The sequence below is a fragment of the Polaromonas sp. P1_E12 genome, assembly GCF_056405975.1.
This window is the reverse complement of the sequence record NZ_JBFUBB010000001.1, coordinates 77,306-103,525: the sequence shown is the minus strand read 5'-3', so window position 1 is coordinate 103,525 and position 26,220 is coordinate 77,306. Positions and strand designations below refer to the sequence as shown.

Below are 26,220 nucleotides of genomic sequence, written 5' to 3'. Positions count from 1 at the left end.
GGCAGCGGTTATTCTTCGTTTTTCAACAACAGGAGGGAAAGAGAAATGTCTGAAGCCATGAATCCTTATGCCGCACCGCGCGCGGCAGTCGCTGATGTCTATGACCGTGAGGGAGATACACAACCCGTCAAGTGGTTCTCTGCCAGGGGTCGCGTCGGACGCATGCGGTACCTGGCCCGCACCTTTGTGGGCTACCTGCTTTTGCTGGTGGGCGTCTTCGGACTCAGCATGCTGGCAGGCGCTGCCGGCGCCGGCGCCGCAGCGGGCATCGTTGGTTTCGTGGTCATGATTCCCTATTTTCTTTTTCTCATCCTGCTGACTATCCAGCGCAGCCACGACATGGGATGGAGCGGCTGGACGGCGATCCTGGCCTTCATCCCCCTGGTGGGATTGGTCTGGATTTTCAATTCGGGAACCCAGGGCAGCAACCGCTTTGGCGCCCCTCCGCCTCCCAACACCACGCTGGTCAAAATCGGCGCCCTGATGTTTCCCATCATCATGGTCATCGGCATCATCGCCGCCATCGCTTTGCCGGCTTACCAGGGTTATGTGCAGCGGGCCAAAGCGGCCCAGGTGGTCAAGCCCTAAACCTGCCACGGCGGGCGGCATGCCTGCCAGGAGCGAGGCGCGCGCTCAGAGCCTGTCTATATCTGCGCGGCGCGCTTGTAGGCTTGCGCAGCGCCCGCCTCGTCCTCACGCTGCTCAGCCAGCAGCGCCAGGGCGCGCCAGGCATTGCGGTGAAGCGTTACATCCTGAAGCGCCGGCGCCGCCTGCGTCAGCAACTGGCGGGACTTGCCCCAGAGCTGGCGGCTCAGGCAAGCCATGCCCGCCAGGTATTGCAGGTTGGCATCGCGCGGACGGCTGAGTTGTGCGTTTTCAATGCGGGCCAGCCAGGCTGCGTCCAGCGAATCCAGGCCGCCTTCGAGGACACCGATCAGCTTGATACGCAGGTTGTCGCCGATCTCCGAGCGCGGCTGCATCATGCGGTCCCAGACCTGCAGGAGCCAGCTGCGGGCCAGTTCCGGGTCACCGTGCAGCGCCATCAGGCGCGACGCCGCATGCACCACCAGCTCGGGCATGGCGCGTTCGGTGTCATCCAGCGAGAACCAGGCCTGCTGCAGCTGCGCGGGGTCGTGCGCATCGTTCAGCAGCTCCAGGGCCAGACCGCGCACAATGCTTTGCGCCGCCGCCTGCGAAAAAGCGCGGTGCTTGGCCAGCAGGCGCGCGGTTTCCAGCGCTTGCGCCGTGTGCCGCGCATGCCGCGAGGCGCGCAGCTTCATGCGCAGGGCCAGCGTGCGGCGCGATGCCCCCTGCGGAAGCTGGCCCAGCCAATCCAGTGCCGCACCCGCGTCACGATCGTCCAGCGCCCAGCGAGCCGCACGGAACTGCACGCCCTCACGCACTTCCTGCGCATGACGGGAGCTCTTCAACGCCAATTGCAGGTGCTGGTCGCGCAAGCTCTTGTTTTGGAGCGCCTGCGCGGCTTCGGCCACCAGAAGATGGGCCAGCGAACGCAACTGTCTGCCGCGGCTGGTGCTGTGGCCTGTCACATGGCCGGATTCGTCGGTCAGCAGGTTCAGGCTCTTTGCCTGCGCAAGCGCATTTTGTGCCGACTTGGTCGAACGGATGTAGCGCCCCGCCAGCAGATGCGCCAGAGAATCCATGAGAGCGCCGTACATGGCACGCTCTTTTTGCTGGGCACGCCAGCGCCTGGCTTCCGCCGGCAGCGAAAACACCGCCGACAGCGCGCGCAAGGCCAGGTACAACACCAGGAAAAGCGCTGCCAGCAGCATCACCATCAGGTTGAAGGAAATATCGACACGGTGCGGCGGCCAGAAGATGGTGACCACGGCCTGGTTGTTGCCCGTAAACAGGGCCACGGCAACGGCCACGCCAAACAGGGCCAAAAGCCAGAGGGCGGCGCGCATGCTGGTTCCTGCCTTTTCCCGCTCAGCGGCCTGCGGCCGCTGTGGCCAGCGCGGCCATGGTTTCGTCCAGGCGCGGAAGCTCGCTGGTTTTCAGCTGGCCCTGGACCTGGGCCAGCAACTGCGCTGCGGCCTGCGTTTTGCGGGACGAGGCATCAAAATATTTGCCCAGCCAGGCATTGGCACTGCCAAGGTCGGCGCGCACCGAATCCGTCTGGCGCGACAGCAGGCCCAGGCGCGCATTGAGCAGGCGCAGCTTGAGGTTCTCCCGCAGGAAAAACGACTGCTCCGGCGACACAAGGGCGGCCTCGGGCTGGTCAATGCGGCTCACGCGCAGCAGCTTGCGTGCTTCTTCGCGCAGGTTGTCCAGCGTGCGCTGCGACCAGGCATCGAGAGCCAGCTTGTCGAATCCCAGCATGGAAGACTTTCCGGCGGAAGACGCGGCCGACGCAGCAGCGCGCGGCGCGGAGGCCGGCGCGGCCGCAGCGGGCAATGCACGCTGGCCGGCTGCCACCATGGCGTTGGCCACCGGCAGGTCGTCTGCCATGCGGACCAGTTCGTCGAGCTTGAGCATGAGAACCGGCACGTCGGTCAGCGTTGCGGCCTTGATGCGGTCCATGTCTTTGGCAATGGCGCGTTGCAGCGGGTTCAGGCGCGGCTGCGCGGCGCGCGACAGGCGCTGGTCGGCCGACTTGAGCGCGGCCAGCAGCGGTTCGGCGCTGCCGGTGAGCTGGGCCTGCTGCTGGGCCAGGCGCAGGGCCGACTCCACATCGACCACCAGATTCTCATCGCGCGAGCGCGACAGGCTCTGCATGAGCTCCTCCAGCTGGGTGCGCTGCAGGCTGACTTCGCTGATGCGGGTTTCCTGGATGGCCAGCCGTGCGGAGAGTTCGCGCGTACCTTCCTGGGCCTGGCGCGCCAGTGTGCGCGCTTCAATGGCCTGCGCGCCGGAATCAATGCTGCGGCGGGCCAGCTCTTCCTGGATATTGCCGAGCTTTTGCCACAGCAAGCCGCTTACGAGCAAGCCCGCAGCCGCCAGCGCGGCAACCAGCAGCGCCCATTTGCGCGGCACCACCCAGACGTCGGGCGAAACGGGTTGCGGGGGAAGCGGCACCAGCGCGCGTTCCAGCACCGGCTCGTTGTCTGGCGTGGAGGATGGAGGCTGGGCGTTAGGGCTGTCACTCATGGATAAAGAGATTCTATCGAGGCAAGTGTGTCCCTGATGTCCTTCAGGGCAGGACGTGACGCCACAACAACACCCCAACCGGCAGCACGCACGGCTTCCTCAATCCGCGGATGCGTGGCCACCGCGCGGGCGCGGCGCCAGTCCACCCCGGCCAGCGCAGGCAAGGCCGTCAGGTTGGCCACCGCTTCAGAGCTGCTGAAGAGCCATACAGACCCATCCACGCTGGCCGCGCGCGCGCGCTGAAGTTGTGTTTCGCTGAGCACAGGCGCAAGGCGCCGGTAAACCCCCACAAAATCCACCTGCGCACCAGCGGCCTCCCACTGGCGGGCGATCCAGTCGCGGCCGGAAGATGCCGTGGCCCCAGACGAGACAGCGCCTTCCCCCCGCACCACCAGCACGCGTTTGCCGTGCCAGTCGCGCAGGCCTGTCACCGCCCACAGGGCTTCCGAATCAAACTGGGCCGCATCGGCCGGCGGCGCATCGATCTGCCCGGCAGGTACCCCGGCGGCTACCAAAGCCGCCACAGTGCCCGGCCCGGGCGCAAGGAAACGCAGCGCAGCCGGCAGCATTGCATCGGCATTCGCTATGTTATTGATAGCTGCTTGCGCATGCCCCTTATGGGTTACAGCCATTTTTTTCTTGAAAAAGTACTCCACCGCATTGCCGCTGACAAACATGCAGGCGGCGTATTGGCCCAGTGTTTGCCAGACGCGCTCCAGCGCGGCCGTATCCAGAGCGGGGGCGATGTCAATCAGCGGCAGCGCCTCGGCGGCAAAGCCCCCCTGCTGCAGTTGCTGCACCCAGTGCTGCGCATCCTGCACGGGCCGCGTCACGATGACGCGGGTCATAGCGCCAGTCGAAGGCACCGGCGCCTGCGGCATCAGGCGCCCGGGGCTTTGCCGGCCCACACGGCGCCGCCGGCGCGCAATTGCGCCGCCACGGCCTCGCCCAGGGCCTCGGCCTCGGCAAAGCTGCGCACCACGGCGGTCTGGTTGACCTGCACCAGCGGCGCCAGCGGGCCTGCGGCGGCGGATGGCGCCTCGGCGGTGGCCGGGTCGCCCCAGGCGGCATTGAGCTGCATGGCGTCCCCATTGGCGGCACCCTGCGTAAAGGCCGCCAGCGGCATGGAACAACTGCCGCCCATGGCGCGCGACACCGTACGCTCGGCCGTCACGGCCAGCCAGGTCGGCTGGTGCGCCAGCGTGGCCAACGCGGCCATCAGGTCGGCGCGATCGGCGCACACTTCGATGCCCAGGGCGCCCTGGCCTGCGGCCGGCAACATGTCTTCGGGCTCAAATGCGCTGCGGATGCGTGATTCCAGACCGAGGCGCTTCAGGCCCGCAGCCGCCAGCACGATGGCCTGGTACTGGCCTTCGTCGAGCTTGCGCAGGCGCGTGTCGAGGTTGCCGCGTAGCGGCTGTATGACCAGGTCGGGGCGCATGGCCTTGAGCAGCACCAGCCGGCGCAGGCTGGAAGTGCCCACCACGGCGCCCTGCGGCAGATCCGCGAGTGTGGCAAATTGATTAGAGACAAAAGCATCGCGCGGGTCCTCGCGCTCCAGCACACAGGCCAGCGCAAAACCTTCGGGCAGGTCCATGGGCACATCCTTGAGCGAATGCACTGCCAGGTCGGCCCGGCCTTCGCTGAGCGCTACCTCGAGTTCCTTGACGAACAGGCCCTTGCCGCCGACCTTGCTCAGCGAGCGGTCCAGGATCTGGTCACCCTGTGTGGTCATGCCCAGCAGCTCGACCTGCCACCCCAGACGCGCCTGCAGCAGCGCCTTCACATGCTCGGCCTGCCACATCGCGAGGCGGCTTTCGCGGGTGGCGATGACCACTTTTTTCATATCATTCGGTCTGGATTCAAACGCTGCGGACACTCGTAACCTGCTTGTAATACTTGGGGGGAAGTGAATGCTAGCATGCAAGGCTAAAGAACTAGAGGGCAGAGATGGTCACTTCCGCGCGCGTAAAAAGGAATAACTCCGCTGTCAGCGACAAGAGCGGCGGCCGCAGCGCAGGGCCGCCCCAAGCAAGGCCAGCCCCCTCGGGGGGCAGAGAACCACACGCAGTGGGTGAACGTGGGGGCGGTAAGTCGTCCACTCGTTCCAGGGACAACGAACGCCCGCTGGTCGAAGACATCCGCCTCTTGGGCCGCATTCTGGGCGACGTGATCCGCGAGCAGGAAGGCGTTGCCGCCTACGAACTGATCGAGCAGGTGCGCAAGCTCTCCGTCAGCTTCCGGCGCGACGCCGATCCCGAAGCCGACAAGTCGCTCAAGAAATTGCTCAAGGGCCTGTCCGGCGACCAGACGGTCAGCGTGATCCGCGCCTTCACCTATTTCAGCCACCTGGCCAACCTGGCCGAAGACCGCCACCACATCCGCCGCCGCGCGGTCCACGAGCGCGCAGGCGACACGCAGGAAGGCAGTATCGACGTGGCGCTGGCCCGACTGCGCTGGGCCGGCATCTCGACCAAAACCATTTCCACCACCCTGGCGCACAGCTTTGTCTCGCCGGTGCTTACCGCCCACCCGACCGAGGTGCAGCGCAAAAGCATCCTGGACGCCGAGCGCGACATCGCCCTGCTGCTGACAGCGCGGGACGACATCAAGGCGCTGGCGCAAGCTGTCAATGCCGCCAAGGACGCGCTGACACCGCGCGAGCTGGCCGCCAATGAAGCGCAGCTTCGCGCCCGCGTCATGCAGCTGTGGCAAACCCGTTTGCTGCGGTTTTCCAAACTCACCGTCGCCGATGAGATCGAAAATGCGCTGAGCTACTACGAAGCCACTTTCCTGCGGGAGATTCCCAAGCTTTACGCCAACCTGGAGCGCGAGCTGGGCAACCAGCCGGTACACAGCTTTCTGCGCATGGGCCAATGGATAGGCGGCGACCGCGACGGCAATCCCAACGTCAGCGCCGACACCCTCAATTACGCGTTGGGCCGGCAGGCAGAAGTGGCGCTGCGCCACTACCTGACCGAGGTGCATTTCCTGGGCGGCGAGCTCTCGCTGTCAGCCATGCTGGTCGAATTCAGCCCCGCGATGCGGCTGCTCGCCGAAAGCTCGCCCGATACCAGCGAACACCGCAAGGACGAGCCCTATCGCCGCGCCCTCACCGGCGTCTACGCACGCCTGGCCGCCACACTCAAGGACCTGACCGGCGGCGATGCCGCGCGCCATGCCGTGGCACCGCAAAACGCCTACCTCAAGTCGGAAGACTTCCTGGCCGACCTGCGCACCATCGAAGGATCCCTCAAGGCCCATCACGGTGAAGCGCTGATCGCCCAGCGCCTGCACCCGCTGATCCGCGCGGTCGAAGTGTTTGGTTTTCACCTGGCCACGGTCGACCTGCGCCAGAGTTCCGACAAGCACGAAGAAGTGGTGGCCGAGCTGCTGGCCGTTGCACGCATCGAGGCGAATTACGGCAAGCTGGACGAAGCGGCCAAACGCGCACTGCTGATGGGCCTGCTCAACGATGCACGGCCGCTGCGCGTGGTCGGCACCGCTTATTCAGCCCACGCCCGCGGTGAACTGGCGATTTTTGAGGCGGCCCGCACCGCGCGCGCCCGCTTCGGCAAGGAAGCGATCCGCCACTACATCATCAGCCATACCGAGACCGTGAGCGATCTGCTCGAGGTTCTGCTGCTGCAAAAAGAAGTCGGCCTCATGCACGCCACGCTCGACAGCCATGCCACCAACGACCTCATCGTCGTGCCGCTGTTTGAAACCATCGAAGACCTGCGCAATGCCGCGCCCATCATGCGCGAGTTCTACGCCCTGCCCGGCATCGCCCAGCTGGTCAAGCGCAGCGGTGCCGAGCAGGACATCATGCTCGGCTACTCGGACAGCAACAAGGATGGCGGCATCTTCACCAGCAACTGGGAGTTGTACCGCGCCGAGATCGCGCTGGTCGAGCTGTTCGACGAGCTGGCCAATTCGCACAACATCCAGTTGCGCATGTTCCATGGCCGCGGCGGCACGGTCGGCCGCGGCGGCGGTCCGAGCTACCAGGCCATCCTGGCGCAGCCGCCCGGCACGGTGCGCGGCCAGATCCGTTTGACCGAGCAAGGAGAAGTGATCGGCTCCAAATACGCCAATCCGGAAATCGGCCGGCGCAACCTGGAAACACTGGTGGCAGCCACGCTGGAGGCCACACTGCTGCAGCCGACCAAGCCCGCTACCAAGGCCTTTTTGCAAGCCGCCGCCGAGTTGTCACAGGCCAGCATGGCCGCCTACCGCAACCTGGTTTATGAAACCCCGGGGTTCACCGAATACTTTTTTGGCTCCACGCCGATCCGCGAGATTGCGGAACTCAACATCGGCTCCCGCCCGGCGTCACGCAAAGCTTCGCAGAAAATTGAAGACCTGCGTGCGATTCCCTGGGGTTTCAGCTGGGGCCAGTGCCGCCTGACCCTGCCCGGCTGGTATGGCTTCGGCTCGGCCATCGAGCAATTCCTCCAGCAGGGCGGTACGCCCGCCAGCCGCAGGGAAGCGTTGGCATTGCTGCAAAAAATGTACAAGCAGTGGCCGTTTTTCCGCACCCTGCTCAGCAACATGGACATGGTGCTGGCCAAGAGCGACCTGGCGTTGGCCTCACGTTATTCGGAGCTGGTGGGCGATGCGCGCCTGCGCAAAAAAATCTTCAGTGCGATTGAGTCCGAATGGCACCGCACGGCCGAGGCGCTGACGCTGATCACCGGGGAAAAGCAGCGGCTGGCGGGCAACGCCGCCCTGCAGCGCTCCATCCGCCACCGTTTTCCGTACATCGACCCCCTGCACCACCTCCAGGTGGAGCTGGTGCGGCGCTACCGCGCCGGCCAGGCCGACCAGCGGGTGCAAACCGGCATTCACATTTCCATCAACGGGATTGCCGCGGGCCTGCGCAACACAGGTTGAATGGCCGTGAACAACGGGCAGCCATGCTGCGCGTGAGAGATTCCCCGCTGTGGGGGTATTACCAGGGGCGCATACTGTAGGCCTTGTCCTAGACAAACTCCAGCGTCTTCTGATGGCCCCGCGAGGGGCCGGTGCGTAGCATGGTGTCAGACACGGAGCAACGCGGGTATTTCGCCACGCGTTGCCCAAACCAGCTACCCCCGGAGCGCAAAATCATGACTACCCTGGAGATCATGGCCGACTCACCGTCCGCCATTCAAAACGATTTTGTTTCCACCGACGCCGCCGATCTGGCGTCACACATGGATCAGTGCGCGCATTCGCGCAGCCGGTTTTTTACGCTCCAGTCCGGGCTTCAGTCCGCGCACTCCCTGGCCTCACCGCGCATCATCACAGTCGCGGCCATACTGGCTATTTTTCTTGGCCTGTTAGCCGTAGCCTGAGCGCGTGACCCCCGCTGTCATCGAGCGGCTGGACACCCTAAGCGCCTACGCCCGGCAACTGCTCGCCTCCCGCCAGGGCGGCGCAGAGCAGCCCATCCGCGCTGAACTTTTCGGTGCGCAGCGCTTTGAAGAACACGGCCGCAGCCTGGCCGCAGCCCAACCCATCAGGCCTGCCGGCAGCCCTGATCACGGTCCGCCTTTTTTCCCGCGCGTGCAGGAAAACATCGCCGCCATCCGCCTTGCGTACGACTACATCGCCCTGACTTCGCTGACAGGCCACTACGTAACGCCGGCCGCCGAATGGCTGCTCGACAATTTCCACCTTGTCGAAGCCCAATTGCAACAGATACAGGATGGCGTCCCCCACCGCTATTACGCGGATCTGCCCAAGCTGGCGAGCAAACCGCTGGAGGGCCTTCCCCGGGTGTACGGTATTGCGTGGGCCTATGTAGCGCACACCGACAGCGTGCTGGACCCGGAGCTTTTCACGGCCTTCCTGCATGCCTACCAGGAGGTCAGTGAACTCAATCTCGGCGAACTCTGGGCCCTGCCGACCACGCTGCGTGTGGTCCTGCTGGAAAACCTGCGCCGCATGGCCGACCGCATCGCCTGGAACAAGGTGGCCCGCGAAGTGGCGCATGCCACCTGGGACAAGGCCGGCGTACTGAGCCTGCAGGAGCTCGACGAGCTGTACGCCCTCATGCAGGCCCATGGCCTTGAACGCAGCTATCTCACGCAGCTCTGGCAGCGCATGCCCGCCGAACGTGAAGAGCCGGACTCGCCTACGGCGCCACCCCTCGTCCGCTGGACCGAAAAGCATTGCGGCGATGCCCTGGGCATGATCGGCGAAGGGCAAACCACCCAGGTCGCCGCCAACCTGACCGTCAGCAACATCATCACCACCCTGCGGCTCATAGGCCAGGTGGAGTGGGTGGAGCTGATCGAGCCGGTCAGCCATTCCCTGCAGGTCTTGCGCCGGCTGCCGAGCTTTTCCCGCGAAAGCGAGATGACGCGCCAACAGATCACGCGCGCCATGGAGCGACTGGCGCAGCAAACCGGTAAATCCGAGCGCGCCGTCGCCGAAGCGGTGCTGGCCGCAGCGCACCAGCCCAACAACTCCCTGGCGGCACACACCGCCGGCTACTACCTGATAGGGCCGGGCCGCCCCCTGCTGGAAGCAGCATTGCAGCCCGCCGCAGCGCCGCACAAACCATTGCCGGCCCCCGAAACACCACGCGCCTGGCGCCTGCCGCTCTACGCGGCCGCATGGATTGCCGGAACCGCTGCATTGCTCAGTTGGGCCGCACACCCGCTCGCCACGCTACCCTGGACGGCATGGGTAGCCTTGGTGCTGATGGCCTGGCCCGCGTCGGAAGTGGTCGCTGCGCTGATCCACCGGCTGATCGCCGAATCCACACGCATACAGCCCCTGGCCCGTCTCGATTTCAGCACGGGCATCCCGGCTGAACACCGCGTGCTGGTGGTGATACCTTCGATGCTTTCTTCAGCTTGCGCCAACAGCGAACTGGTGCACCGCCTGCAGCTGCACTGGCTGGCCAGCCGCGAAACCCATGCGCAGTTTGCCCTGCTGACAGACTGGGCCGACGCCGACGCCGAGAGCCTGGCCGGCGACGCAGAGCTGCTTGAGGACGTCCTCGTCAAACTGCGCGCACTCAACGCAGCCTGCCCGCCGGCGAGCTCCGACTCACCGGCAAGATTTTTACTGCTGCACCGCCCGCGCAGCTGGTCCGCGACAGAGCGCCGCTGGATCGGGGCGGAACGCAAGCGTGGCAAGCTTGAAATGCTGTTGCGGCAACTGGCCGGACACTCGTCATCGCCGTTTGTCCCTGTGGACGTCAACATGCGGCTGGCGCCGGGCATACGCTACGTGCTGACGCTCGACAGCGACACCAGCCTGCCGGCGGGCTCCCTGCGCGAACTGGTGGCCATCGCTGCGCACCCGCTGAACACGCCGCACGTCGACCGCGAGACGCGGCGCGTGACCGCCGGCTACGGCATCCTGCAGCCCCGCGTGGCCATGCCCCTGTCGGCCCACCACGAGCGTTCCCCCTTCCATGCGATGTTTGCAGGCCAGCGCGGCCTGGACCCTTACAGCAACGGTACCTCCGACCTGTACCAGGACGTGTTCGGCATGGGCAACTTCATCGGCAAGGGCCTGCTGCATGTCGAGGCCGTGCATGCCGTGCTGGACAGCCGCATGCCCGAGGGCGCCATCCTGAGCCACGACCTGCTGGAAGGCAGCATCGCCCGCTGCGGCTACGCAGGCGACGTCGTGCTGATGGAAGACCACCCACATCACGCGGGCGTGGCCGCATCACGCGTGCACCGCTGGACGCGCGGCGACTGGCAATTGCTGCCGCTGATGCTGCATGCGAAGCGCTACGGCATTGATGCCCTGGGCCTGTGGCGCATGGCGGACAACCTGCGCCGCTCGATGATCGCCCCGGCCTGCTTCGCGCTTGTGGCCTGGACAATATTCACGGGGGCGCTGCCTGTGACGACGGCACTGGTTTTCACTGTTCTGGCATTCCTGGCCGGCCCCTTGATGGGTGCGCTGGCAGGGCTGGTTCCCACACGGCGAGGCATCGCCTGGGGGCACTTCTTTGACGTCGGCATGCGCGATGTGGCGCGCAGCATGGCGCAGGCGCTTTGGCAATTGAGCCAGCTGCCCGCCCTGGCTGCCCTGTCGTTCGACGCCATCACACGGGCCCTCTGGCGCATGGCCATCAGCCGCCGCCATCTGCTGCAGTGGACCACCGCCGCCCAGTCGCAGGCTTCCGCCCAGTACACGCTGGGCGCTTTTGTCCGCAATCATGCCCCGGTGTCCGCGTTATGCCTCGCGCTGGGCACGGCCGCATGCTGGGGGCCGCATCCCCTGATCGGCCCGGTGCTTTTCCTGCTGTGGGCGCTGGCGCCCGCAGTGGCCTGGTGGGGCAGCAAGCCGGCTGTTCGCGCGCCATATCTGTCACTCAGCGCCGCAGACCGCGCCTACCTCATGAAGCTGGCGGCCCAGACCTGGCGCTTCTTTGAACGCTGCGTCGGCCCCGAAGACCACCACCTGCCGCCGGACAACCTGCAGATGGAACCGGAACCGACGATCGCACACCGCACCTCGCCGACCAACATCGGCCTGTACCTGATGGCTGCAGCCTGTGCGCGCGAGTTCAACTGGATATCCACCACCGAGCTGATCGCGCGGCTGGGCGCCACGCTGGGGACGGTCGAAGCACTGCCCAAGCACCAGGGCCACCTGCTCAACTGGTATGAAACCCGGTCGCTGCAAGTGCTGCCTCCGGCCTATGTTTCCACCGTAGACAGCGGTAACCTGGCGGGCCACCTGCTGGCCGTCGCGCAGTGTGTTCGCCAGCTGGCGGCGCACCAGGAAACATCGCCAGGCGAATCCGCCGAACTCCTGGAATTGGGAGCCCGCTGTGAAAAGCTTTGTATGGCGATGGATTTCGGCGGCCTTTACAGCCCCAAGCGCCACCTGTTTCATATCGGGCTGCGTGTGCACGAGCAGGCACTTGACGCCAGCTATTACGACCTGATCGCCTCGGAGGCGCGCCTGACCAGCTTCCTGGCGATTGCCAAAGGTGATGTGCCGCGGCGCCACTGGCTGGCGTTGGGCCGCGCCTTCCTGACGGTGGGCGTAACGCCCGGCCTGAAGTCCTGGTCGGGCTCGATGTTTGAATACCTGATGCCTTCGCTGGTCATGAGCGAGCCCGACGAAGGCCTGTTGCATGTGTCCGGCCTTGCGGCCGTCAAGGAGCAGCAGGCCTGGGGCCAGGCACAGGGCCTGCCATGGGGCGTTTCGGAGTCGGCCTACTTTGGGCAAGACCATACGCTGGCCTACCAGTATTCGCCGTTTGGCGTGCCGCGACTGGCCCTTCGGCGGACCCCGCCTGCCGACCGCGTTGTGGCGCCCTATGCCAGCATCATGGCGTCCCAGTTCACGCCGCAAGAAGCGGTGGCGAACCTGCGCCAGCTTGAGCAATGGGGTGCGCGCGGCGAATACGGCTTTGCCGATGCGCTGGATTTCACCGTCGCCAGGCAACCAGGCGCCCAGGCGATGAGCCTGGTCAACACCTACATGGCGCACCACCAGGGCATGTCGCTGGTGGCACTGTGCAATGTGCTGTGCAACGAAGCACCGCGCCGCTGGTTCGCTTCGACCCCGCTGGTGCAGGCGTTCGAATCGCTGCTGCATGAAAAGACACCGCGCCAGATCATCGAAAGCGCAGACCCGCGCGCATTGCCCGAACCCGCGGAGCTGGCCGAAGCCCGGCTGTACCATTCACGTGAGATCGACCCGGCCATGCCCGGCTGGCAACCTACACAGCTGCTGTCCAACGGGCGCTACAGCGTCGCCCTGCGCGCCAATGGGGCCGGTGTCAGCCGCTGGCGCACCGCAGGCAAGACCTACAACATCACCCGCTGGCGCGACGACCTGCTGCGCGATGCCTGCGGTACCTTCATCTACCTGCGTCCGTCCGGCCAGGAGCAGGCCTGGTCCCTGACGCAACATCCGGCGCCGCATCCCGGCTGGCAATACAAGGCCACCTACCTGCCGGACCGCGTGCAATTTGACGTGAGCTCCGATCAGCTGGAGGCAAGCACCAGCGTGCTGGTCAGTCCCGAGGACGACACTGAAATGCGCAACGTGACGCTGCGCAACCTGTCGGCCACGGAGATGACGCTCGACGTGATTTCATGTTTTGAAGCGGTGTTGACCGACCCGCGCGCCGACGAGGCCCATCCGGCATTTTCGAACCTGTTTGTCCAGACACGCTGGCATCCCGAATGGCGCGCCCTGCTGCTGTCGCGCAAACCCCGGCTGCAGGGCGATCCTGTCATGGCGGTCGCACATTTCCTCGCCAATTCAGAGGCCAACGTCCGCGCCATCGATTTCATCTCGGACAGGCGCGCCTTTCTGGGCCGTAACCGGGAGCCGGGCCAGCCGGCATTGCGGACCGAGGCGCACGGCCAGGACGGCTCACCCATCAACGGACTGGACCCGGTTGCGGGCCTGCGCCTTCGCATCCGGATTCCGGCAGGCGGCGTGGCCCGGCTCAGCTTTGCCACAGCCGCCGCGTCCAGCAGCGACGAACTCGCAGCACGCATCGACAAATACCTGCAGCCCATGCACGTGGAGCGCGCTACCCGCATGGCCGCCACGCTGGCCCAGGTGCGGCTGCGCGACCTGGGGGTCGACCCTGAGGAAAATGCAGCGCTGCAGGACCTGAACACGGCGCTGATGTACAGCTGCGCGCGGCCAATGGCGGAACGCGGCCTGCTGGACCAGCGCCAGCTCTGGCGTTTCGGCATCTCGGGAGACAAACCCATCGTACTGGTGCTCATCCACTCCAGCAACGGGATGGCACTGGTGCATTCATTGCTGCGGGCCCAACCCTGGTGGAGTTTCTGCGGGCTGGGTACCGACGTGGTCATCCTCAACAGCGAAGTCAACTCCTACCTGATGCCCTTGCAACGCGACATCCTGGCGCTGCGCGACCGCACACTGCAACAAACGGAAAACAGCTTTCCGCGCAGCGACGCCGGTGGCTTTTACCTGCTGCGCGACCAGGAAATCGTGCCCTCGGAAAAAGCCGCGCTGACGGGGTTGGCACGCGTCATTCTGGTGGCAGACGGCAGGCCGCTTGAACAACAGGCCGCAGCGCTACGCAGCACGGCCAACGCCCAGCGCCGTGCGGGCTCCGCCACGCGTCCGCTGCCGGCGCCCTCCTCCGGCTCTACCGGTTCTCCCAGCGCCACCGGTCAGCCCGGTGCACTGCAGACACCCCAGGGACACTTCGATGCCGGCACCGGCGAGTTCCGTTTTGACGTTGACAGCCTGCACCGCCCGCCCCGACCATGGATCAACGTGATCGCGAATCCCTCTTTCGGCTTTCAGGTGTCTGAGACCGGTGCCGGCTACACATGGGCGGTAAACAGCCGGCTGCACCAGGTCACGCCCTGGTCCAACGATCCGGTGGCGGATCCCACCTTCGAGCACTATCTGCTGCAGGACGTGGACACGCAGCAAGTGCTGGCATTAAGCCCGTCGGCACAACACGGCCCGGCGCCTGCCTGCCGTGTGCGTCACGGCCAGGGCTACACCGTATTCGAATGCCAGCACGGTGCGCTTCATGCGGAAACCACTTTTTTTGTTGCTCAAACTGATCCGGTCAAACTGGTGCAGGTCACGCTTCATAACCAGGGCAGCGCCACGCGCAAGCTGCGCGCCCTGGCCATGGTCGAATGGCAGATGGGTGCTGCACGCCACGAACGCCGCACCATCCATGCGTGGAAAGACAAAGACAGCCTGCTGACAGCCGTGTTTGCGCAGCAGCGTGAAAGCCGGGCGGGCTTCGGCGGCAGCACGGCGTTCCTGTCGCTGACCGGTTTGCCCGGCACACCCGAGTGGACCTGCGACCGAAGCGAATTTTTCGACGCAACGGGCCGGCTGGTGCTTCCTTCCGCCCTGGGCCAGAATGCCGCCGGCGGCGCGGACCCCTGCGCCGCGCTGGCAAGCGAGTTCTCCCTGCTTCCCGGCCAGACTCTTGCGTTCACCTTTCTGCTCGGCCATGCCGGCGACGCCACGCAGGCACTACAACTGGCCCGCAGCTGGCAAGGCAAAGATGCGGCGCAGGCGCTTGAACAGGTCAAGGCTTATTGGTCCGGGTTGCTGGGCAAAGTGCAGGTGCAAACGCCCGATCCGCTGTTTGACGCTTTGGTCAACCGCTGGCTGCTCTACCAGACCCTGGCATCGCGCCTGTGGTCCAAGGCCGGTTTCTACCAGGCCGGCGGCGCATTCGGCTTTCGGGACCAGTTGCAGGACGCCATGGCCTTCGCCGTCATTGAACCGGGCCGCCTGCGTACGCAAATCATGCTGAACGCCTCGCGCCAATTCCCCGAGGGGGATGTCCAGCACTGGTGGCACGCGCCCGGCGGTGAGGGCGTGCGCACCCATTTTTCGGACGATTTGCTGTGGCTGCCCTATGCCTGCGCCTGGTATGTCCAGGTCACAGGCGACACCAGCATCCTGGATGAAGAGGTTGCCTTCATCGACGGGCCGTCGATTCCCGAAGATGCGGAAGACGCGTATTACGCGCCGCAACCCAGCGGGCAAACCGCCACGGTGTTCGAACACTGCGCCCGTACCCTGGACCGCAGCCTGGCCATCGGGGCACACGGCCTTCCGCTCATGGGTACGGGTGACTGGAACGACGGCATGAACCGCGTGGGCCACGAAGGCCGCGGCGAGTCTGTCTGGCTGGGCTGGTTTTTATGCCGCGTGGTCAATGACTTTCTGCCCCTGGCTACATCGCGCGGCGACGACGGCCGCGCGCAGCGCTGGCGCCAGGCCCGTTCCGGCTGGGTTGCCGCCCTGCACGACGCGGGCTGGGACGGTGCCTGGTTCCGCCGGGCGTTCTTCGACAACGGCGCACCGCTCGGCTCCTCCACCAATGACGAATGCCGCATCGACCTGATTGCCCAAGCCTGGTCGGTGCTTTCCGGCGCTTCCACCGAGGCCTTCATCGGCCCGGCCATGCAGGCCATGAATGAACAGTTGGTAGACAACGAAGCGGGCCTGCTGCGCCTGCTGGCGCCGCCGCTGGAAAAGTCGGACAACAACCCGGGCTACATCCAGGCCTACCCGCCGGGGGTGCGTGAAAACGGTGGCCAGTACTCGCATGCCGCCGTCTGGGCCATGATGGCGCAAGCCCTCACCGGTGACACCGAAGCCGCCTGGGAAAGCTTCAAGGCACTGAGCCCGGCCCACCGCAGCGAGCACCCCGTTCGCGGCCCCGCCTATGAGCTGGAGCCCTACGTGATGGCGGGTGACATCTATGGCGCGGCGCCCTATGTAGGCCGCGGCGGCTGGAGCTGGTACACCGGCTCGGCTGCGTGGCTGCACCGCGCGGCGCTGGAAAACATTCTGGGCCTCAAGGTGCAGCAAGGTGCGCTGTCGCTGTCGCCCCGTGTACCGGGGCACTGGCCCTCGTTTGAGATCACGCTGCGCCTGCAGGAGCGCGTGGTGAAGCTTCGGTGGCAACGCGCAGGGCTTGCCGCAGAAGACAGCTTCAAGCCCGACCTGGTAATCACGCCGGGACAAGTGGTGATGCTGGCCGAGCTGCCGGCGCAAGCGGCGTTGCTGGTGCAGGCTGAAGCAAGCTGAATTTCGAGTCGCTATTGATTTAATAGCTACTCGCGCTTTTCAGGTAAGGGCTGGAAGCCTTTTTTTGCTTATAAACGCCCCTTCTTTGACTCCAGGGCGCCTCCGGCGTTCGTCAGGTCGCCGAACATCGACGGCGTGCGATGCCTCGCAGGGAGCAGGTACACGGGCACTTCGCCCGCATCCACGGTTTCAATCAGGCCCAGCGCCAGCAATGAGCGCAAGGATTCGTCAAGCGATCGGGGCGGCATGAACTGCTGCAACTGCTCAAACCACACGCCCGCGCCGCACATCTCCAATACATCGTGCAAGTAGCGTGACAACGAGCCTGTGGCCTGCGCTTTGGTATTGACCGTGTCCACGCAGGCGCGGCCTCCCCGCGTCAGCCGGTAGCAGCGTGAGGCGAGGCCTGGAAGAGGGGGCGCGTGGGTCGAGGTCATGGGTGTCTCCTTCAGCAGCACTCATGGTGAACCTGTAGCAACGAAGTATTCTTGACGAAAATCAAGAGCGGGGCTCCACCTGACACGGCGTTCTTGACGGCAGTCAAGATTTGGGGTTTTAGAGCGCGCCGGCGTGAGATTCATCCGGTTTGTAAAGTGCGGTCAGGTGCTGATGGCATTGGTAAATGTCAGCCGGTTGCCAAAAGGGTCCCTGATCGACATGTCCCGGCTCTCCCACGCTGTGTCTTCAATTCGGGGACGGGCGTGTTTGTAGTTCTTCGCCAAAAGCTGCTGGTGAAACGCGTCAAGCTCGTCCGTTTCAATCCGCATCGCGGTGCCCGGGCTGCAGTCGCCGTGGTGCTCCGACAAATGCAGCACGCAGCCGCCTTTGGATATTTGCAGATAGAGCGGCATGCCGGGCTCAAAGCGATGCTCCCAATCGACCTTGAAACCGAGGAAATCGATGTAAAACTCCCGGGCCTTGGCTTCATCGAAGATGCGAAGGATGGGGGTGGTTTTTCCGAAGCTCATCTCTGCAATCTCCTCGTCAAATAAAGCAGCTAGCCAATGTAAGGCCCCTTGACCTCACCCCAGCCCCATCGCGGCATGGGCGCATCAGCGTCCACCGTGGCACCCGGCTGCGAATTGATCACGGCCAGTCGCGAACCCCACTCAAGGTATCCCACCAGCGCCGACCTGAATTCCGGGTCGTCGGGCATGCCCAGTTCATCCGCCGTTTCAAGCAGCAAGGCCACCCAGCGGCGCCGCTGCTCCTGCAGCAGATGCCGGTTCAGGTGCTGCCGGATCATGTGCGGATGGCCGCCATGCTGCTCCGAATAGGTCGTGGGTCCACCCAGGACTTCGCCCAGAAATGCGGCGACATGGGCCGGGTGGCTGTCGTCCATGTGCGCGAACACAGGCCCCAGCAAGACGTCCTTCTTCACGTGCTCATAGAAACGCGTGGTCAATCGGGTCAAGGCGTCGAGGCCGCCTACCCATTCGTACAAGCTTGGAACTGTGCGATCTGACATGGTGATGTCCTGCAAATTGGGCTAAGAGATGTCTCAAAAAAACGCAGATTAACATTGCCACTAGCCTGATCATTTAAATGTGCCTCGATAGCCTCAGAATCAGATCCTTACCCCATGTGCTCTCCCGTTGAAACCATTGTCATATGGCTCTTTGTCGGCATGTTCGCGTGTGGCGTCTTCGGCTATGGCGATCAATGCCGATTTGAGGACTACATCGAGGAACACCACCCCACACGATGGAAAGAGCTGGCCCTGCGAAGCAAATGGCTCATGCCGGAAAACGGGGAACACAGCCAGGCGGGCGTGCAATGGTTTCTCATTCTTCACGGTGAATACAAAAAAATTGAAGACCCTCGCGCGCAAACGTTGGGGCGCAAGGCCCGCATCTGGTCCATGACGGGTCTGGTATGCCTGGCCAGCGTTGGCCTGTACGCCCTTGTAGTGCAGAACTTCCCGTCTCTGCGTTGCCTTATCCCCTGGATGTAAAACCTTGACCCCGCCAGCCATGCTCACCATCGAAAACCTGTGGTTTCGCTACCCCAACCCACAGGTTGAAATCCTTGCCAACTGGTCCGGCGAAATCCCGCCAGGCGTCACGCTGGTGCAAGGCGGCGACGGGCGCGGCAAGAGCACCCTGCTTCGATTACTGGCGGGGGCCTTGCCTGCCGATGAGGGAAAGTTGACGCTCAATGGCATCTCGCTCAAAGACAAGCCCGACGCTTACCGCCGGCAGCTCTTCTGGATGGAGCCGCGCGCCGACACGTTTGATCAACTCACGCCGGCGCAGTATTTCGAAGATGTTCGCAGCCGGTACCCGGGTTTTGATGCGGCTCTGGTAGCGCCGCTGGTCGACGGCCTCGGGCTTGAGCCGCACATGGGCAAGCAGCTTTTCATGCTGTCCACCGGGTCGAAGCGCAAGGTCTGGCTGACAGCGGCGTTTGTGTCGGGTGCGGCGGTGTTGTTGCTGGATGAGCCCTTTGCCGCGCTGGATGCACCCTCGATTGCCTTCGTCAAAGGACGGCTTCAAGACATTTCAGCGCATACAGGGCGCGCGGCCGTGATTGCGGACTATGAGGCCCCCAGCGGAGTGCCGCTGGCCGGTCTGATTGACCTGGGCGACTGACCAAAATACCGGGATCAAGTCGAACTACTTCGGAACAAACGCCAACTGCTGCGCCACAAAACCGTCAAACGCCTTGAGCAGCGGGTGGTATTTTTCAGCATGGCCTTCCAGTTGCGCCAGCGCTGCGCAGGTAGCCTCCAGCGTTGAGAGTTGCCCCGGCTTGTGGGCCTTGCGGATCCGGTAGCCGGAAGCCGGTACATCTTCCAGCGACAGGCGCGGCAATTGCTGCAGCAACGGGCTCCGGTGCAGCATCCTTCGGCTCTTGCGCCAGGTGCCGTCCAGTACGACAAGCAGCACACGTGCCGCGTCGTTGAGTTGTATGGGATCCAGGACGGGCGCTGCATCATCCGGCGTCTGCGGATACAGCAGCACCACATACTCCGGTCCTTGCAGCGCATCACGCAAACCAGCTTCATCAAAACACTCGCCCGTCAGCATCCGGCTGCACGGCAGACTCAGGTGCAGCAGGCGAGCGCTGTTTTTGGCGTGGTCAACCTCCAGCGGATGCTGAAGGATCAGCACCCCGGTTTCATGCGCTGTGGGGGTAACCCACCTGCAGATGCAGCCACCCTGCGGGCGAAGGCACGCGGCGCAGCGCAGGCGCGTCACGGGCACAGCTCAGCGTCAGGTCTTACGGCCGTCAGCGCCATCAGCCTTGTCGCCCTTATCCCCATTGGCATAGGCATTTCTCAGGTGTACCGGCTTGCTCTTTTTCTTGCGCATGCGGATGTTGAGCATTTCCACCGCCACAGAAAACGCCATGGCAAAGTACACATAGCCCTTGGGCACATGGTGGTCGAGGCCCTCAGCGATCAGCACCACACCCACGACGACAAGGAAAGACAGCGCCAGCATCTTGATGGTGGGATGGTCGGACACAAAGCGGCCGATGGCCGGAGCGAACAGCATCATCAAGCCCACCGATGCGATGACCGCGGCAATCATGACCGGCAGACTGTCCACCATGCCGACGGCGGTGATGATGGAATCCAGCGAGAACACCATGTCCACAATCATGATCTGCACGATCACAGCCGCAAACGTGGCCTTGACCCCGCTGGAGGCATGACCTTCTTCGCCCTCCATCGACTGGTGGATTTCACCGGTGCTCTTCCAGATCAGGAACAGGCCCCCGGCAATCAGGATCAGGTCGCGCCCCGAAATTTCCTCTTTCAGGATGGTGAAGAGCGGGTCCACCAGCCCGATGATCCACGACAGCACAAACAGCAAGCCAATGCGCATGAACATCGCCATAAAAAGGCCCAGGCGCCTTGCCAGCTCCTGTTTGTCCTTGGGCAGCTTGTCGACCAGGATGGAAATAAAGATGATGTTGTCGATGCCCAGCACCAGTTCCAGCGCAGTGAGCGTGGCAAAAGCGATCCACATTTGCGGATCCGTCAACAGTTCCATCATCGCGTTACCTCTTTCATTTCATTAACTAAATCAGGATCGTACGGCCAGTCTCTCATACCAGCATGAGCCGTGGAACCGGCTTTGCCGGGCCACAGGCGGGCGGCCCCCTCGGGGGGCAGGGAGCTACACGAAGTGAGCGACCGTGGGGGCCACATCAACTGCCGAGAAACTCACCAATCGGCTTCAGGTCATCGATGCGGTCGCAAATCGACTTGACAATCATCAGAATGGGAATGCCGAGCAACAGGCCCCACACCCCCCAGAGCCAGCCCCAGGCCAGCAAGCCGACGAACACCGCCACCGGACTCATGCGGCTGGCGCGGCTGGTAAGCCACGGCGTCAACAGGTTGCCCACCACGGTATGAATGGCCAGCGAGGCCCCCCCCACGGCCAGCGCCATGTTGAGCGAGCCAAACTGCATAAAGGCCACCAGGGCCGACGTCGCCGCCGTGACCAGAGAGCCTACGTAAGGAATCAGGTTCAGCACGGCAGCGGCAACGCCCCACACAGCGGGGTTTTCCAGCCGCAGCGCCCAGAGCGCCAGCCAGGTCAGCACCCCGACCAGCGCACTGGTCAGGAGCTGCACCTGCAGGTAGCGCTGGATCTGGTCGGTGATCTCATTGAGAGCCTGCAGCGTGATTTTTTTGCTGCTGATGCTGGAGCCCGCAAGCTTGATCAGCTTGCGCCGGAAGCTGTCGCCCGAAAGCATCAGGAAGTAGGTGAAAAAAACCACCACGGTCGCCTGGCCGATCAGTGCAATCAGCCCGATGGTGCCTGACCAGAGATAATTCTTGATGTTGAAACGGGCAGGCTCAACCACGACACGCATCGCCCCACGCGTACTGCTGGTCGCGGCGCTTTCCTGCGCGGCCTGTTCAAGCTGTGCGGCGGCTTTCTGTACGGTTTCCAGGGCGCTGTCAGACTGGTTGGTGCGCACCTTCACGGCCTGGCGGAATTTCTGTGCCGCAGCCGGCAGCGCTTCCAGCAGCTGCGCCGCTTCGTCGCTGAGCGAATACGCCGTGGTGCCGATGCTGCCCACAATCGTCAGCAACACCACGGCAGCGCTCAGCCAGCGTGGAACGCGTTTCGTTTCAAACCAGTTGACCACCGGTGAAAAAGCATAGCTGAACAGCACACCCAGCATCACCGGAATAAAGACGGCCTTGGCCCAGTGCAGTACAAACAGGCAGGCGAGACCCGCCAGTACCACGAGCGACATGCTGCGGATATCGACCGGAACCCGAACATGCAGCTGTTCAGGATCGCCCGGCACCACTGGAGGCGCCGCGCGTACGACACGCTCTGCGGGTTCTTCGGTCATATGTCTCCCGTATCCGTTTTTGTGCCGGGGCGTGCGTAACGAAATTTGCGCAATGGAAGCCCCAGGTAGTACTTACGCAGGTATTCAAACCGAGCCGGCCAGGAAAATGTGTAGGACGCTTTCGCCGGAACGTACCAGCTGTTCAAGCCGGTTCGAAGGATCAGCTGGTAGCCGTTACCGCGCATCAGGTCGTGTTTTTTATGATGGGTCACGTGATCCTCAATCAGCACCAGGCGGGGCTGCCAGCGTGCAAAGTTGAAACCGGACAACGCAACCAGTTCGTGCCCCTCGATGTCGATCGACAGGAAATCAAACCCCTCTGGCACAGCATTTCCTTCCAGGATGGCATCCAGCGTCTCGCACCGTACCTGTACCGTTGAACGGACCACGGCGCCCATGGCAATAGGCCTCGCTTCGAGCGTTGAATGGGGTCCGGCCCGATTCAAATCCAGGTACCTTCCTGCGTTTTCAGCGCTGGAACAAGCCATTTCAATGACCACGCCGGTTCGACTCCTGCGCAGCAGCTCACAACAGTCCGGGTCAGGTTCCACGAGGAGGCCCGTCCAACCCATCTGTTCCAGATGCTGCGATTGCGAATCCAGCACCGGATCGTTAGCCCCTATATCAACATAAAAGCCAGTCATGCCACCGAAGAAGTCGCGTACGAGCTGGCGCTCTACGGCAGGCTCATTGCTGAAGCGGCTGACGTGCCGCTGGATGAAATCGGCACGTGTATGCATAGACAGGATGTTGGATTGGAAGAAGCAGCAAGAGAAATGTAATCAGGCCGCGATGGCTTCCCGAACGGCGCTGAGCTGGCGCCTGGACACCGCCAGCAGTTCATCAATACCATTGAGCCGTACCGCCCAGCCCTCGCCCTCTTCTGGATCAAAATGTTTTTCCAGCGCGCGCACGGCCCGGCGCGCAATCAGTGCGTTGCGGTGAATGCGCATGAAACGGGTCGCGTGGCGCTCTTCCAGCTCGCTCAGGGAACCATCGAGTATGTAGCTGCGGGTCGCGGTACGCACAGTGATGTATTTGAGTTCGGCTTTGAAATACAGCACCTCGGCCAGTGGCACACGCTCGGTGCGGCCGCGGTCCTGGATGATGAGCGTTTCTTCCGCCACATCCGCCGTGGACGTCCGGGCAGCCTGGCCCAAACGCTCTACCTTCTGCAACGCTTGCTGCAGGCGTTCCAGGCGCACCGGCTTCGTGAGGTAGTCGACGGCCTCCAGTTCAAAGGCCTGTACGGCATGTTCGGAATGGGCCGTGACAAACACCAGGGCGGGTGGCTGTGCAAGTGAAGCAATGGTGCGTGCCAGCGCGATACCGTCAACGCCGGGCATGCGGATGTCAAGCAGCACCGCATCGAATGACTCACGCTGCAAGGCCTTCATGGCCTGAACAGCATCGGCGGCTTCAGCTGCTGCCACTGCGGCCGGGGCGGTGCAATCGCCCAGCAGGGTGCGCAGGCGCGAACGCGCCAGGGCTTCATCGTCAACTACCAATACCTTGAGCGTCATGCGGGAATCTCCAGTCGAACCTGAAATATGCCGTCCTTGAACACGGTCTTGAATTTCGCCTCGACATCATGCAGCAGCGCAAGGCGTTCGCGCACATTGGCCAGCGCCAACCCGTGGCCGCGCTCACCGGCGCCTGCGGGGGTTGAATTGGTCACCTTGATCACCACCGTGCTGCCTCGCCGGAGGGTGGATATTTTCAGCTGCGCGCCGCTGGCGCTGGGTTCCACGCCATGCCTGACGGCGTTTTCTACCAGCGGCTGCAACAGCAGCGGCGGCAGCTTGGCCTGGTCCGCTTCGGTGTCCAGGCTCCACTGCACCTGCAGCCGCTCACCAAAGCGGATCTGCTCAATGGCGAGGTAACGCTGCGCCAGCGCGATCTCCTGGCCGAGCGTCACGGATTCGGCCGGATCGGCCAGTGCATGGCGAAAAAGCTCACTCAGGTCTTCCAGCACCGCCTCGGCCTTGGCGGGCTCGGCACGCACCAGCGCAATGGCGCTGTTCAGGGTATTGAAAAGGAAATGGGGGCGAATGCGCGATTGCAGTTCGGCAAGGCGTGCCGCCGTGGCTGCCGGCGTACGCGCCTTGGCCCGCCAGAACAGCCCCGCCAGCATCATGGCGGACAGCAAGGCACCCGCCGCCGCACTGGCCCACCAGGGCACCGGCTGGAGCAGGCCCAGCAGGGCCAGCAAGCCACAGCCGTACAGCCCCGACACAACACCCAGTGCAATACCCGCCGCCCACTGGTGCGAAGGCTCCAGCCGGTTCAACTGCCCCTTCAGCGCACACACCGCAATCAGCCAGGCCAGGGTGGCGGGCAGCACACCGCCGGTGAGCAGCGAAAAGCTCAGCAGCCAGTCCAGGGGTTCGCGCGCAGCGAACATCACACACACGCCGGTCACCGCCTCTACAAAGAGCACGGCACGCAAAACCACACCCACGTGGCAAGCATCAAACATGCTGGTGCGGTTGGAAGTGCGCGGCACCGCTTCCTCATCGCCCGGAATAAAGCTGCCCAGCAACGTGGATTCGCTGAAATTCTTCTGATCGGGCACAGGCTTCATGGACGTCGGCGGCACTTCGGTATCGTGGAAAAACGGATCGGCTGGGGCAGCGCACGGCAGGGGTTTCCCACGGGGTCCGGCACCCAGATAAAATCATTGGGAAGAGTATTGCACTGCCCAAGGCGATTCGGCCATGGGTTAAACACTATTTAGGCCCGGCCGGCTGCGCAACTGCCCGAAATGGCGTGCTTTACCCCACAGACCGGCCAGTGACTGCCTCAAAGAAAGCCCGACGTGAATCAATTCGACAAAAAGTCCCAAGCCTGGTCCGCCCTTTTTTCCGAACCCATGAGCGACCTGGTGAAGCGTTACACGTCCAGCGTGTTTTTTGACAAGCGCCTGTGGCAAGCCGACATTGCCGGTTCGCTCGCTCACGCCGAAATGCTGGCAGCGCAAAAGATCATTCCCGCCGCCGACTACGCCGACATCCAGAAAGGCATGACGCAAATCACGTCCGAAATCGACTCCGGCGCTTTTGAGTGGAAGCTGGATCTCGAAGACGTGCACTTCAACATCGAAGCGCGCCTGACCCAGCTTGTGGGCGACGCCGGCAAGCGCCTGCACACCGGCCGCAGCCGCAACGACCAGGTCGCCACCGATGTGCGCCTCTGGCTGCGCAGTGAGATCGACCTGATCGGCGGGCTGCTGACCGACCTGCAAAAAGCGCTGGTTGACATCGCCGAGAAAAATGTCGAAGTCATCCTGCCCGGCTTCACCCACCTGCAGGTGGCCCAGCCGGTGAGTTTTGGCCACCATATGCTGGCCTATGTGGAAATGTTCAGCCGCGACGCCGAGCGCATGCTGGAGATCAGGAAGCGCGTGAACCGCCTGCCGCTGGGTGCTGCAGCGCTGGCCGGCACCAGCTACCCGCTGGACCGCGAACGCGTGGCCAAAACGCTGGGCATGGTCGACGAAAGCGGCCAGCCGCAGGTATGCCAGAACAGCCTGGACGCCGTGAGCGACCGTGACTTCGCAATTGAGTTCACGGCGGCCGCGTCGCTCGCCATGGTGCACATCAGCCGCATGAGCGAAGAGCTGATCTTGTGGATGAGCCAGAACTTCGGCTTCATCCACATTCCCGACCGCTTCACCACCGGCTCGTCCATCATGCCGCAGAAGAAAAACCCCGACGTGCCCGAACTGGCGCGCGGCAAGACCGGCCGCGTGGTCGGCCACCTGATGGGCCTGATCACCCTGATGAAGGGCCAGCCCCTGGCCTACAACAAGGACAACCAGGAAGACAAGGAGCCGCTGTTCGACACCGTCGACACGCTCAAGGACACGCTGCGCATCTTTGCCGAGATGGTGGCCGGCATCACCGTCAAGCCCGAAGCCATGGAAAAGGCCGCGCTGCGCGGCTACGCCACCGCCACCGACCTGGCCGACTATCTGGTGAAAAAAGGCCTGCCCTTCCGCGATGCCCACGAAACCGTGGCCCACGCCGTCAAAGCCGCCACCACCCATGCGGTGGACCTGTCCGAGTTGCCGCTGGCTGTGCTGCAGGAATTCAACCCCAACATCGAAAAAGACGTCTACGACTGCTTGAGCCTGCGCGGCTCGTTGAACGCCCGCAACATCCTGGGTGGCACTGCGCCGGCACAAGTCAAGGCCCAGATCACGCGGCACCGGGCGCGGCTGGCCTCGCTCTCCTGACCCCTGGA

General features: G+C 63.8%; 20 protein-coding genes. 7 read left to right on the top strand and 13 right to left on the bottom strand.

From position 1 onward, the window contains the following. The first annotated feature begins 45 nt into the window (after window positions 1–45). A complete protein-coding gene (locus AC1D13_RS00430; RefSeq protein WP_457279408.1) occupies window positions 46–588 on the top strand; it encodes a DUF805 domain-containing protein in 543 nt (180 codons plus the stop codon). 56 nt (window positions 589–644) lie between these two features. Here AC1D13_RS00430 and AC1D13_RS00425 read toward each other — a convergent pair whose 3' ends face one another. The 4 genes from AC1D13_RS00425 to hemC are packed head-to-tail and all read right to left on the bottom strand — an operon-like array spanning window position 645 to window position 4,957. Then, window positions 645–1,928, bottom strand: a complete 1,284-nt coding sequence (locus AC1D13_RS00425) for a heme biosynthesis HemY N-terminal domain-containing protein (RefSeq protein ID WP_457279409.1) — start codon at window positions 1,926–1,928, stop codon at window positions 645–647. A gap of 22 nt (window positions 1,929–1,950) precedes the next feature. Then, window positions 1,951–3,111 carry a uroporphyrinogen-III C-methyltransferase gene (locus tag AC1D13_RS00420; RefSeq protein WP_457279410.1) on the bottom strand — a complete coding sequence of 387 codons (1,161 nt, stop codon included), beginning with the start codon at window positions 3,109–3,111 and terminating at the stop codon, window positions 1,951–1,953. Next, window positions 3,108–3,959 (bottom strand): uroporphyrinogen-III synthase, encoded by an 852-nt coding sequence (locus tag AC1D13_RS00415; protein WP_477688757.1) that lies wholly within the window; start codon window positions 3,957–3,959, stop codon window positions 3,108–3,110. Before AC1D13_RS00415 ends, AC1D13_RS00420 begins: the two co-directional genes overlap by 4 nt. 32 nt (window positions 3,960–3,991) lie before the next feature. Continuing rightward, window positions 3,992–4,957: a hydroxymethylbilane synthase gene (gene hemC / locus AC1D13_RS00410; protein WP_477688756.1), complete on the bottom strand. Its 966-nt coding sequence runs from the start codon at window positions 4,955–4,957 to the stop codon at window positions 3,992–3,994. 104 nt (window positions 4,958–5,061) lie between these two features. Between hemC and ppc the strand changes: the two genes are divergently transcribed. The 3 genes from ppc to AC1D13_RS00395 all read left to right on the top strand — a co-directional run bounded on the left by ppc (window position 5,062) and on the right by AC1D13_RS00395 (window position 16,650). Beyond that, complete coding sequence (gene ppc, locus AC1D13_RS00405) at window positions 5,062–8,007, top strand: phosphoenolpyruvate carboxylase (RefSeq protein ID WP_457279413.1); 2,946 nt, start codon at window positions 5,062–5,064, stop codon at window positions 8,005–8,007. Between the two features lie 215 nt (window positions 8,008–8,222). Continuing rightward, window positions 8,223–8,450, top strand: coding sequence for a hypothetical protein (locus tag AC1D13_RS00400; protein WP_457279414.1), 228 nt, complete (start codon window positions 8,223–8,225; stop codon window positions 8,448–8,450). Between the two features lie 4 nt (window positions 8,451–8,454). After that, the gene (locus AC1D13_RS00395) at window positions 8,455–16,650 is read left to right on the top strand and encodes a GH36-type glycosyl hydrolase domain-containing protein (RefSeq protein WP_477688755.1); all 8,196 of its coding nucleotides are present in this window, start codon (window positions 8,455–8,457) and stop codon (window positions 16,648–16,650) included. A 68-nt stretch (window positions 16,651–16,718) separates the two neighbouring features. Here AC1D13_RS00395 and AC1D13_RS00390 read toward each other — a convergent pair whose 3' ends face one another. The 3 genes from AC1D13_RS00390 to AC1D13_RS00380 all read right to left on the bottom strand — a co-directional run bounded on the left by AC1D13_RS00390 (window position 16,719) and on the right by AC1D13_RS00380 (window position 18,118). Next, window positions 16,719–17,087 carry a hypothetical protein gene (locus AC1D13_RS00390; RefSeq protein ID WP_477688754.1) on the bottom strand — a complete coding sequence of 123 codons (369 nt, stop codon included), beginning with the start codon at window positions 17,085–17,087 and terminating at the stop codon, window positions 16,719–16,721. A gap of 162 nt (window positions 17,088–17,249) precedes the next feature. Continuing rightward, a complete protein-coding gene (locus AC1D13_RS00385) occupies window positions 17,250–17,618 on the bottom strand; it encodes a glyoxalase superfamily protein (protein WP_477666221.1) in 369 nt (122 codons plus the stop codon). 29 nt (window positions 17,619–17,647) lie between these two features. Next, complete coding sequence (locus AC1D13_RS00380) at window positions 17,648–18,118, bottom strand: group II truncated hemoglobin (RefSeq protein ID WP_477688753.1); 471 nt, start codon at window positions 18,116–18,118, stop codon at window positions 17,648–17,650. A 114-nt stretch (window positions 18,119–18,232) separates the two neighbouring features. On the opposite strand from AC1D13_RS00380, the gene AC1D13_RS00375 reads away from it, so the two are divergent. Together AC1D13_RS00375 and AC1D13_RS00370 are read left to right on the top strand one after the other, a co-directional pair. Then, a complete protein-coding gene (locus tag AC1D13_RS00375; RefSeq protein WP_457279419.1) occupies window positions 18,233–18,604 on the top strand; it encodes a hypothetical protein in 372 nt (123 codons plus the stop codon). Window positions 18,605–18,623: 19 nt separating this feature from the next. Further along, the gene (locus AC1D13_RS00370) at window positions 18,624–19,241 is read left to right on the top strand and encodes an ABC transporter ATP-binding protein (protein ID WP_457279420.1); all 618 of its coding nucleotides are present in this window, start codon (window positions 18,624–18,626) and stop codon (window positions 19,239–19,241) included. A gap of 24 nt (window positions 19,242–19,265) precedes the next feature. Here AC1D13_RS00370 and AC1D13_RS00365 read toward each other — a convergent pair whose 3' ends face one another. From AC1D13_RS00365 to AC1D13_RS00340, 6 genes are all read right to left on the bottom strand, one after another. Then, entirely contained in the window at window positions 19,266–19,856 is a 591-nt protein-coding gene (locus tag AC1D13_RS00365; protein WP_457279421.1) for a tRNA-uridine aminocarboxypropyltransferase, read from the bottom strand. A gap of 9 nt (window positions 19,857–19,865) precedes the next feature. Beyond that, window positions 19,866–20,654, bottom strand: a complete 789-nt coding sequence (locus AC1D13_RS00360; protein WP_457279422.1) for a TerC family protein — start codon at window positions 20,652–20,654, stop codon at window positions 19,866–19,868. Between the two features lie 154 nt (window positions 20,655–20,808). After that, a complete protein-coding gene (locus tag AC1D13_RS00355; RefSeq protein ID WP_457279423.1) occupies window positions 20,809–21,975 on the bottom strand; it encodes an AI-2E family transporter in 1,167 nt (388 codons plus the stop codon). Further along, window positions 21,972–22,715 carry an FkbM family methyltransferase gene (locus AC1D13_RS00350; RefSeq protein WP_457279424.1) on the bottom strand — a complete coding sequence of 248 codons (744 nt, stop codon included), beginning with the start codon at window positions 22,713–22,715 and terminating at the stop codon, window positions 21,972–21,974. Before AC1D13_RS00350 ends, AC1D13_RS00355 begins: the two co-directional genes overlap by 4 nt. A gap of 42 nt (window positions 22,716–22,757) precedes the next feature. Next, window positions 22,758–23,498 (bottom strand): LytR/AlgR family response regulator transcription factor, encoded by a 741-nt coding sequence (locus tag AC1D13_RS00345; RefSeq protein ID WP_477666217.1) that lies wholly within the window; start codon window positions 23,496–23,498, stop codon window positions 22,758–22,760. Further along, window positions 23,495–24,559 (bottom strand): sensor histidine kinase, encoded by a 1,065-nt coding sequence (locus tag AC1D13_RS00340; protein WP_477666216.1) that lies wholly within the window; start codon window positions 24,557–24,559, stop codon window positions 23,495–23,497. Before AC1D13_RS00340 ends, AC1D13_RS00345 begins: the two co-directional genes overlap by 4 nt. A gap of 234 nt (window positions 24,560–24,793) precedes the next feature. Here AC1D13_RS00340 and argH point away from each other — a divergent pair, with 234 nt between their 5' ends. Then, on the top strand, window positions 24,794–26,212 hold the full coding sequence (argH, locus tag AC1D13_RS00335; protein WP_457279427.1) for an argininosuccinate lyase: 1,419 nt from the start codon (window positions 24,794–24,796) through the stop codon (window positions 26,210–26,212). The last annotated feature ends 8 nt before the right edge of the window (window positions 26,213–26,220 follow it).

What these genes read in the sequence shown, in the direction of transcription:
- AC1D13_RS00430 (WP_457279408.1), top strand. Translation starts at nt 46, where the DNA reads ATGTCTGAAGCCATGAATCCTTATGCCGCACCGCGCGCGGCAGTCGCT.
- AC1D13_RS00425 (WP_457279409.1), bottom strand. Translation starts at nt 1,928, where the DNA reads ATGCGCGCCGCCCTCTGGCTTTTGGCCCTGTTTGGCGTGGCCGTTGCC.
- AC1D13_RS00420 (WP_457279410.1), bottom strand. Translation starts at nt 3,111, where the DNA reads ATGAGTGACAGCCCTAACGCCCAGCCTCCATCCTCCACGCCAGACAAC.
- AC1D13_RS00415 (WP_477688757.1), bottom strand. Translation starts at nt 3,959, where the DNA reads ATGACCCGCGTCATCGTGACGCGGCCCGTGCAGGATGCGCAGCACTGG.
- hemC (WP_477688756.1), bottom strand. Translation starts at nt 4,957, where the DNA reads ATGAAAAAAGTGGTCATCGCCACCCGCGAAAGCCGCCTCGCGATGTGG.
- ppc (WP_457279413.1), top strand. Translation starts at nt 5,062, where the DNA reads ATGGTCACTTCCGCGCGCGTAAAAAGGAATAACTCCGCTGTCAGCGAC.
- AC1D13_RS00400 (WP_457279414.1), top strand. Translation starts at nt 8,223, where the DNA reads ATGACTACCCTGGAGATCATGGCCGACTCACCGTCCGCCATTCAAAAC.
- AC1D13_RS00390 (WP_477688754.1), bottom strand. Translation starts at nt 17,087, where the DNA reads ATGACCTCGACCCACGCGCCCCCTCTTCCAGGCCTCGCCTCACGCTGC.
- AC1D13_RS00385 (WP_477666221.1), bottom strand. Translation starts at nt 17,618, where the DNA reads ATGAGCTTCGGAAAAACCACCCCCATCCTTCGCATCTTCGATGAAGCC.
- AC1D13_RS00380 (WP_477688753.1), bottom strand. Translation starts at nt 18,118, where the DNA reads ATGTCAGATCGCACAGTTCCAAGCTTGTACGAATGGGTAGGCGGCCTC.
- AC1D13_RS00375 (WP_457279419.1), top strand. Translation starts at nt 18,233, where the DNA reads ATGTGCTCTCCCGTTGAAACCATTGTCATATGGCTCTTTGTCGGCATG.
- AC1D13_RS00370 (WP_457279420.1), top strand. Translation starts at nt 18,624, where the DNA reads ATGCTCACCATCGAAAACCTGTGGTTTCGCTACCCCAACCCACAGGTT.
- AC1D13_RS00360 (WP_457279422.1), bottom strand. Translation starts at nt 20,654, where the DNA reads ATGATGGAACTGTTGACGGATCCGCAAATGTGGATCGCTTTTGCCACG.
- AC1D13_RS00355 (WP_457279423.1), bottom strand. Translation starts at nt 21,975, where the DNA reads ATGACCGAAGAACCCGCAGAGCGTGTCGTACGCGCGGCGCCTCCAGTG.
- AC1D13_RS00350 (WP_457279424.1), bottom strand. Translation starts at nt 22,715, where the DNA reads ATGCATACACGTGCCGATTTCATCCAGCGGCACGTCAGCCGCTTCAGC.
- AC1D13_RS00345 (WP_477666217.1), bottom strand. Translation starts at nt 23,498, where the DNA reads ATGACGCTCAAGGTATTGGTAGTTGACGATGAAGCCCTGGCGCGTTCG.
- AC1D13_RS00340 (WP_477666216.1), bottom strand. Translation starts at nt 24,559, where the DNA reads ATGAAGCCTGTGCCCGATCAGAAGAATTTCAGCGAATCCACGTTGCTG.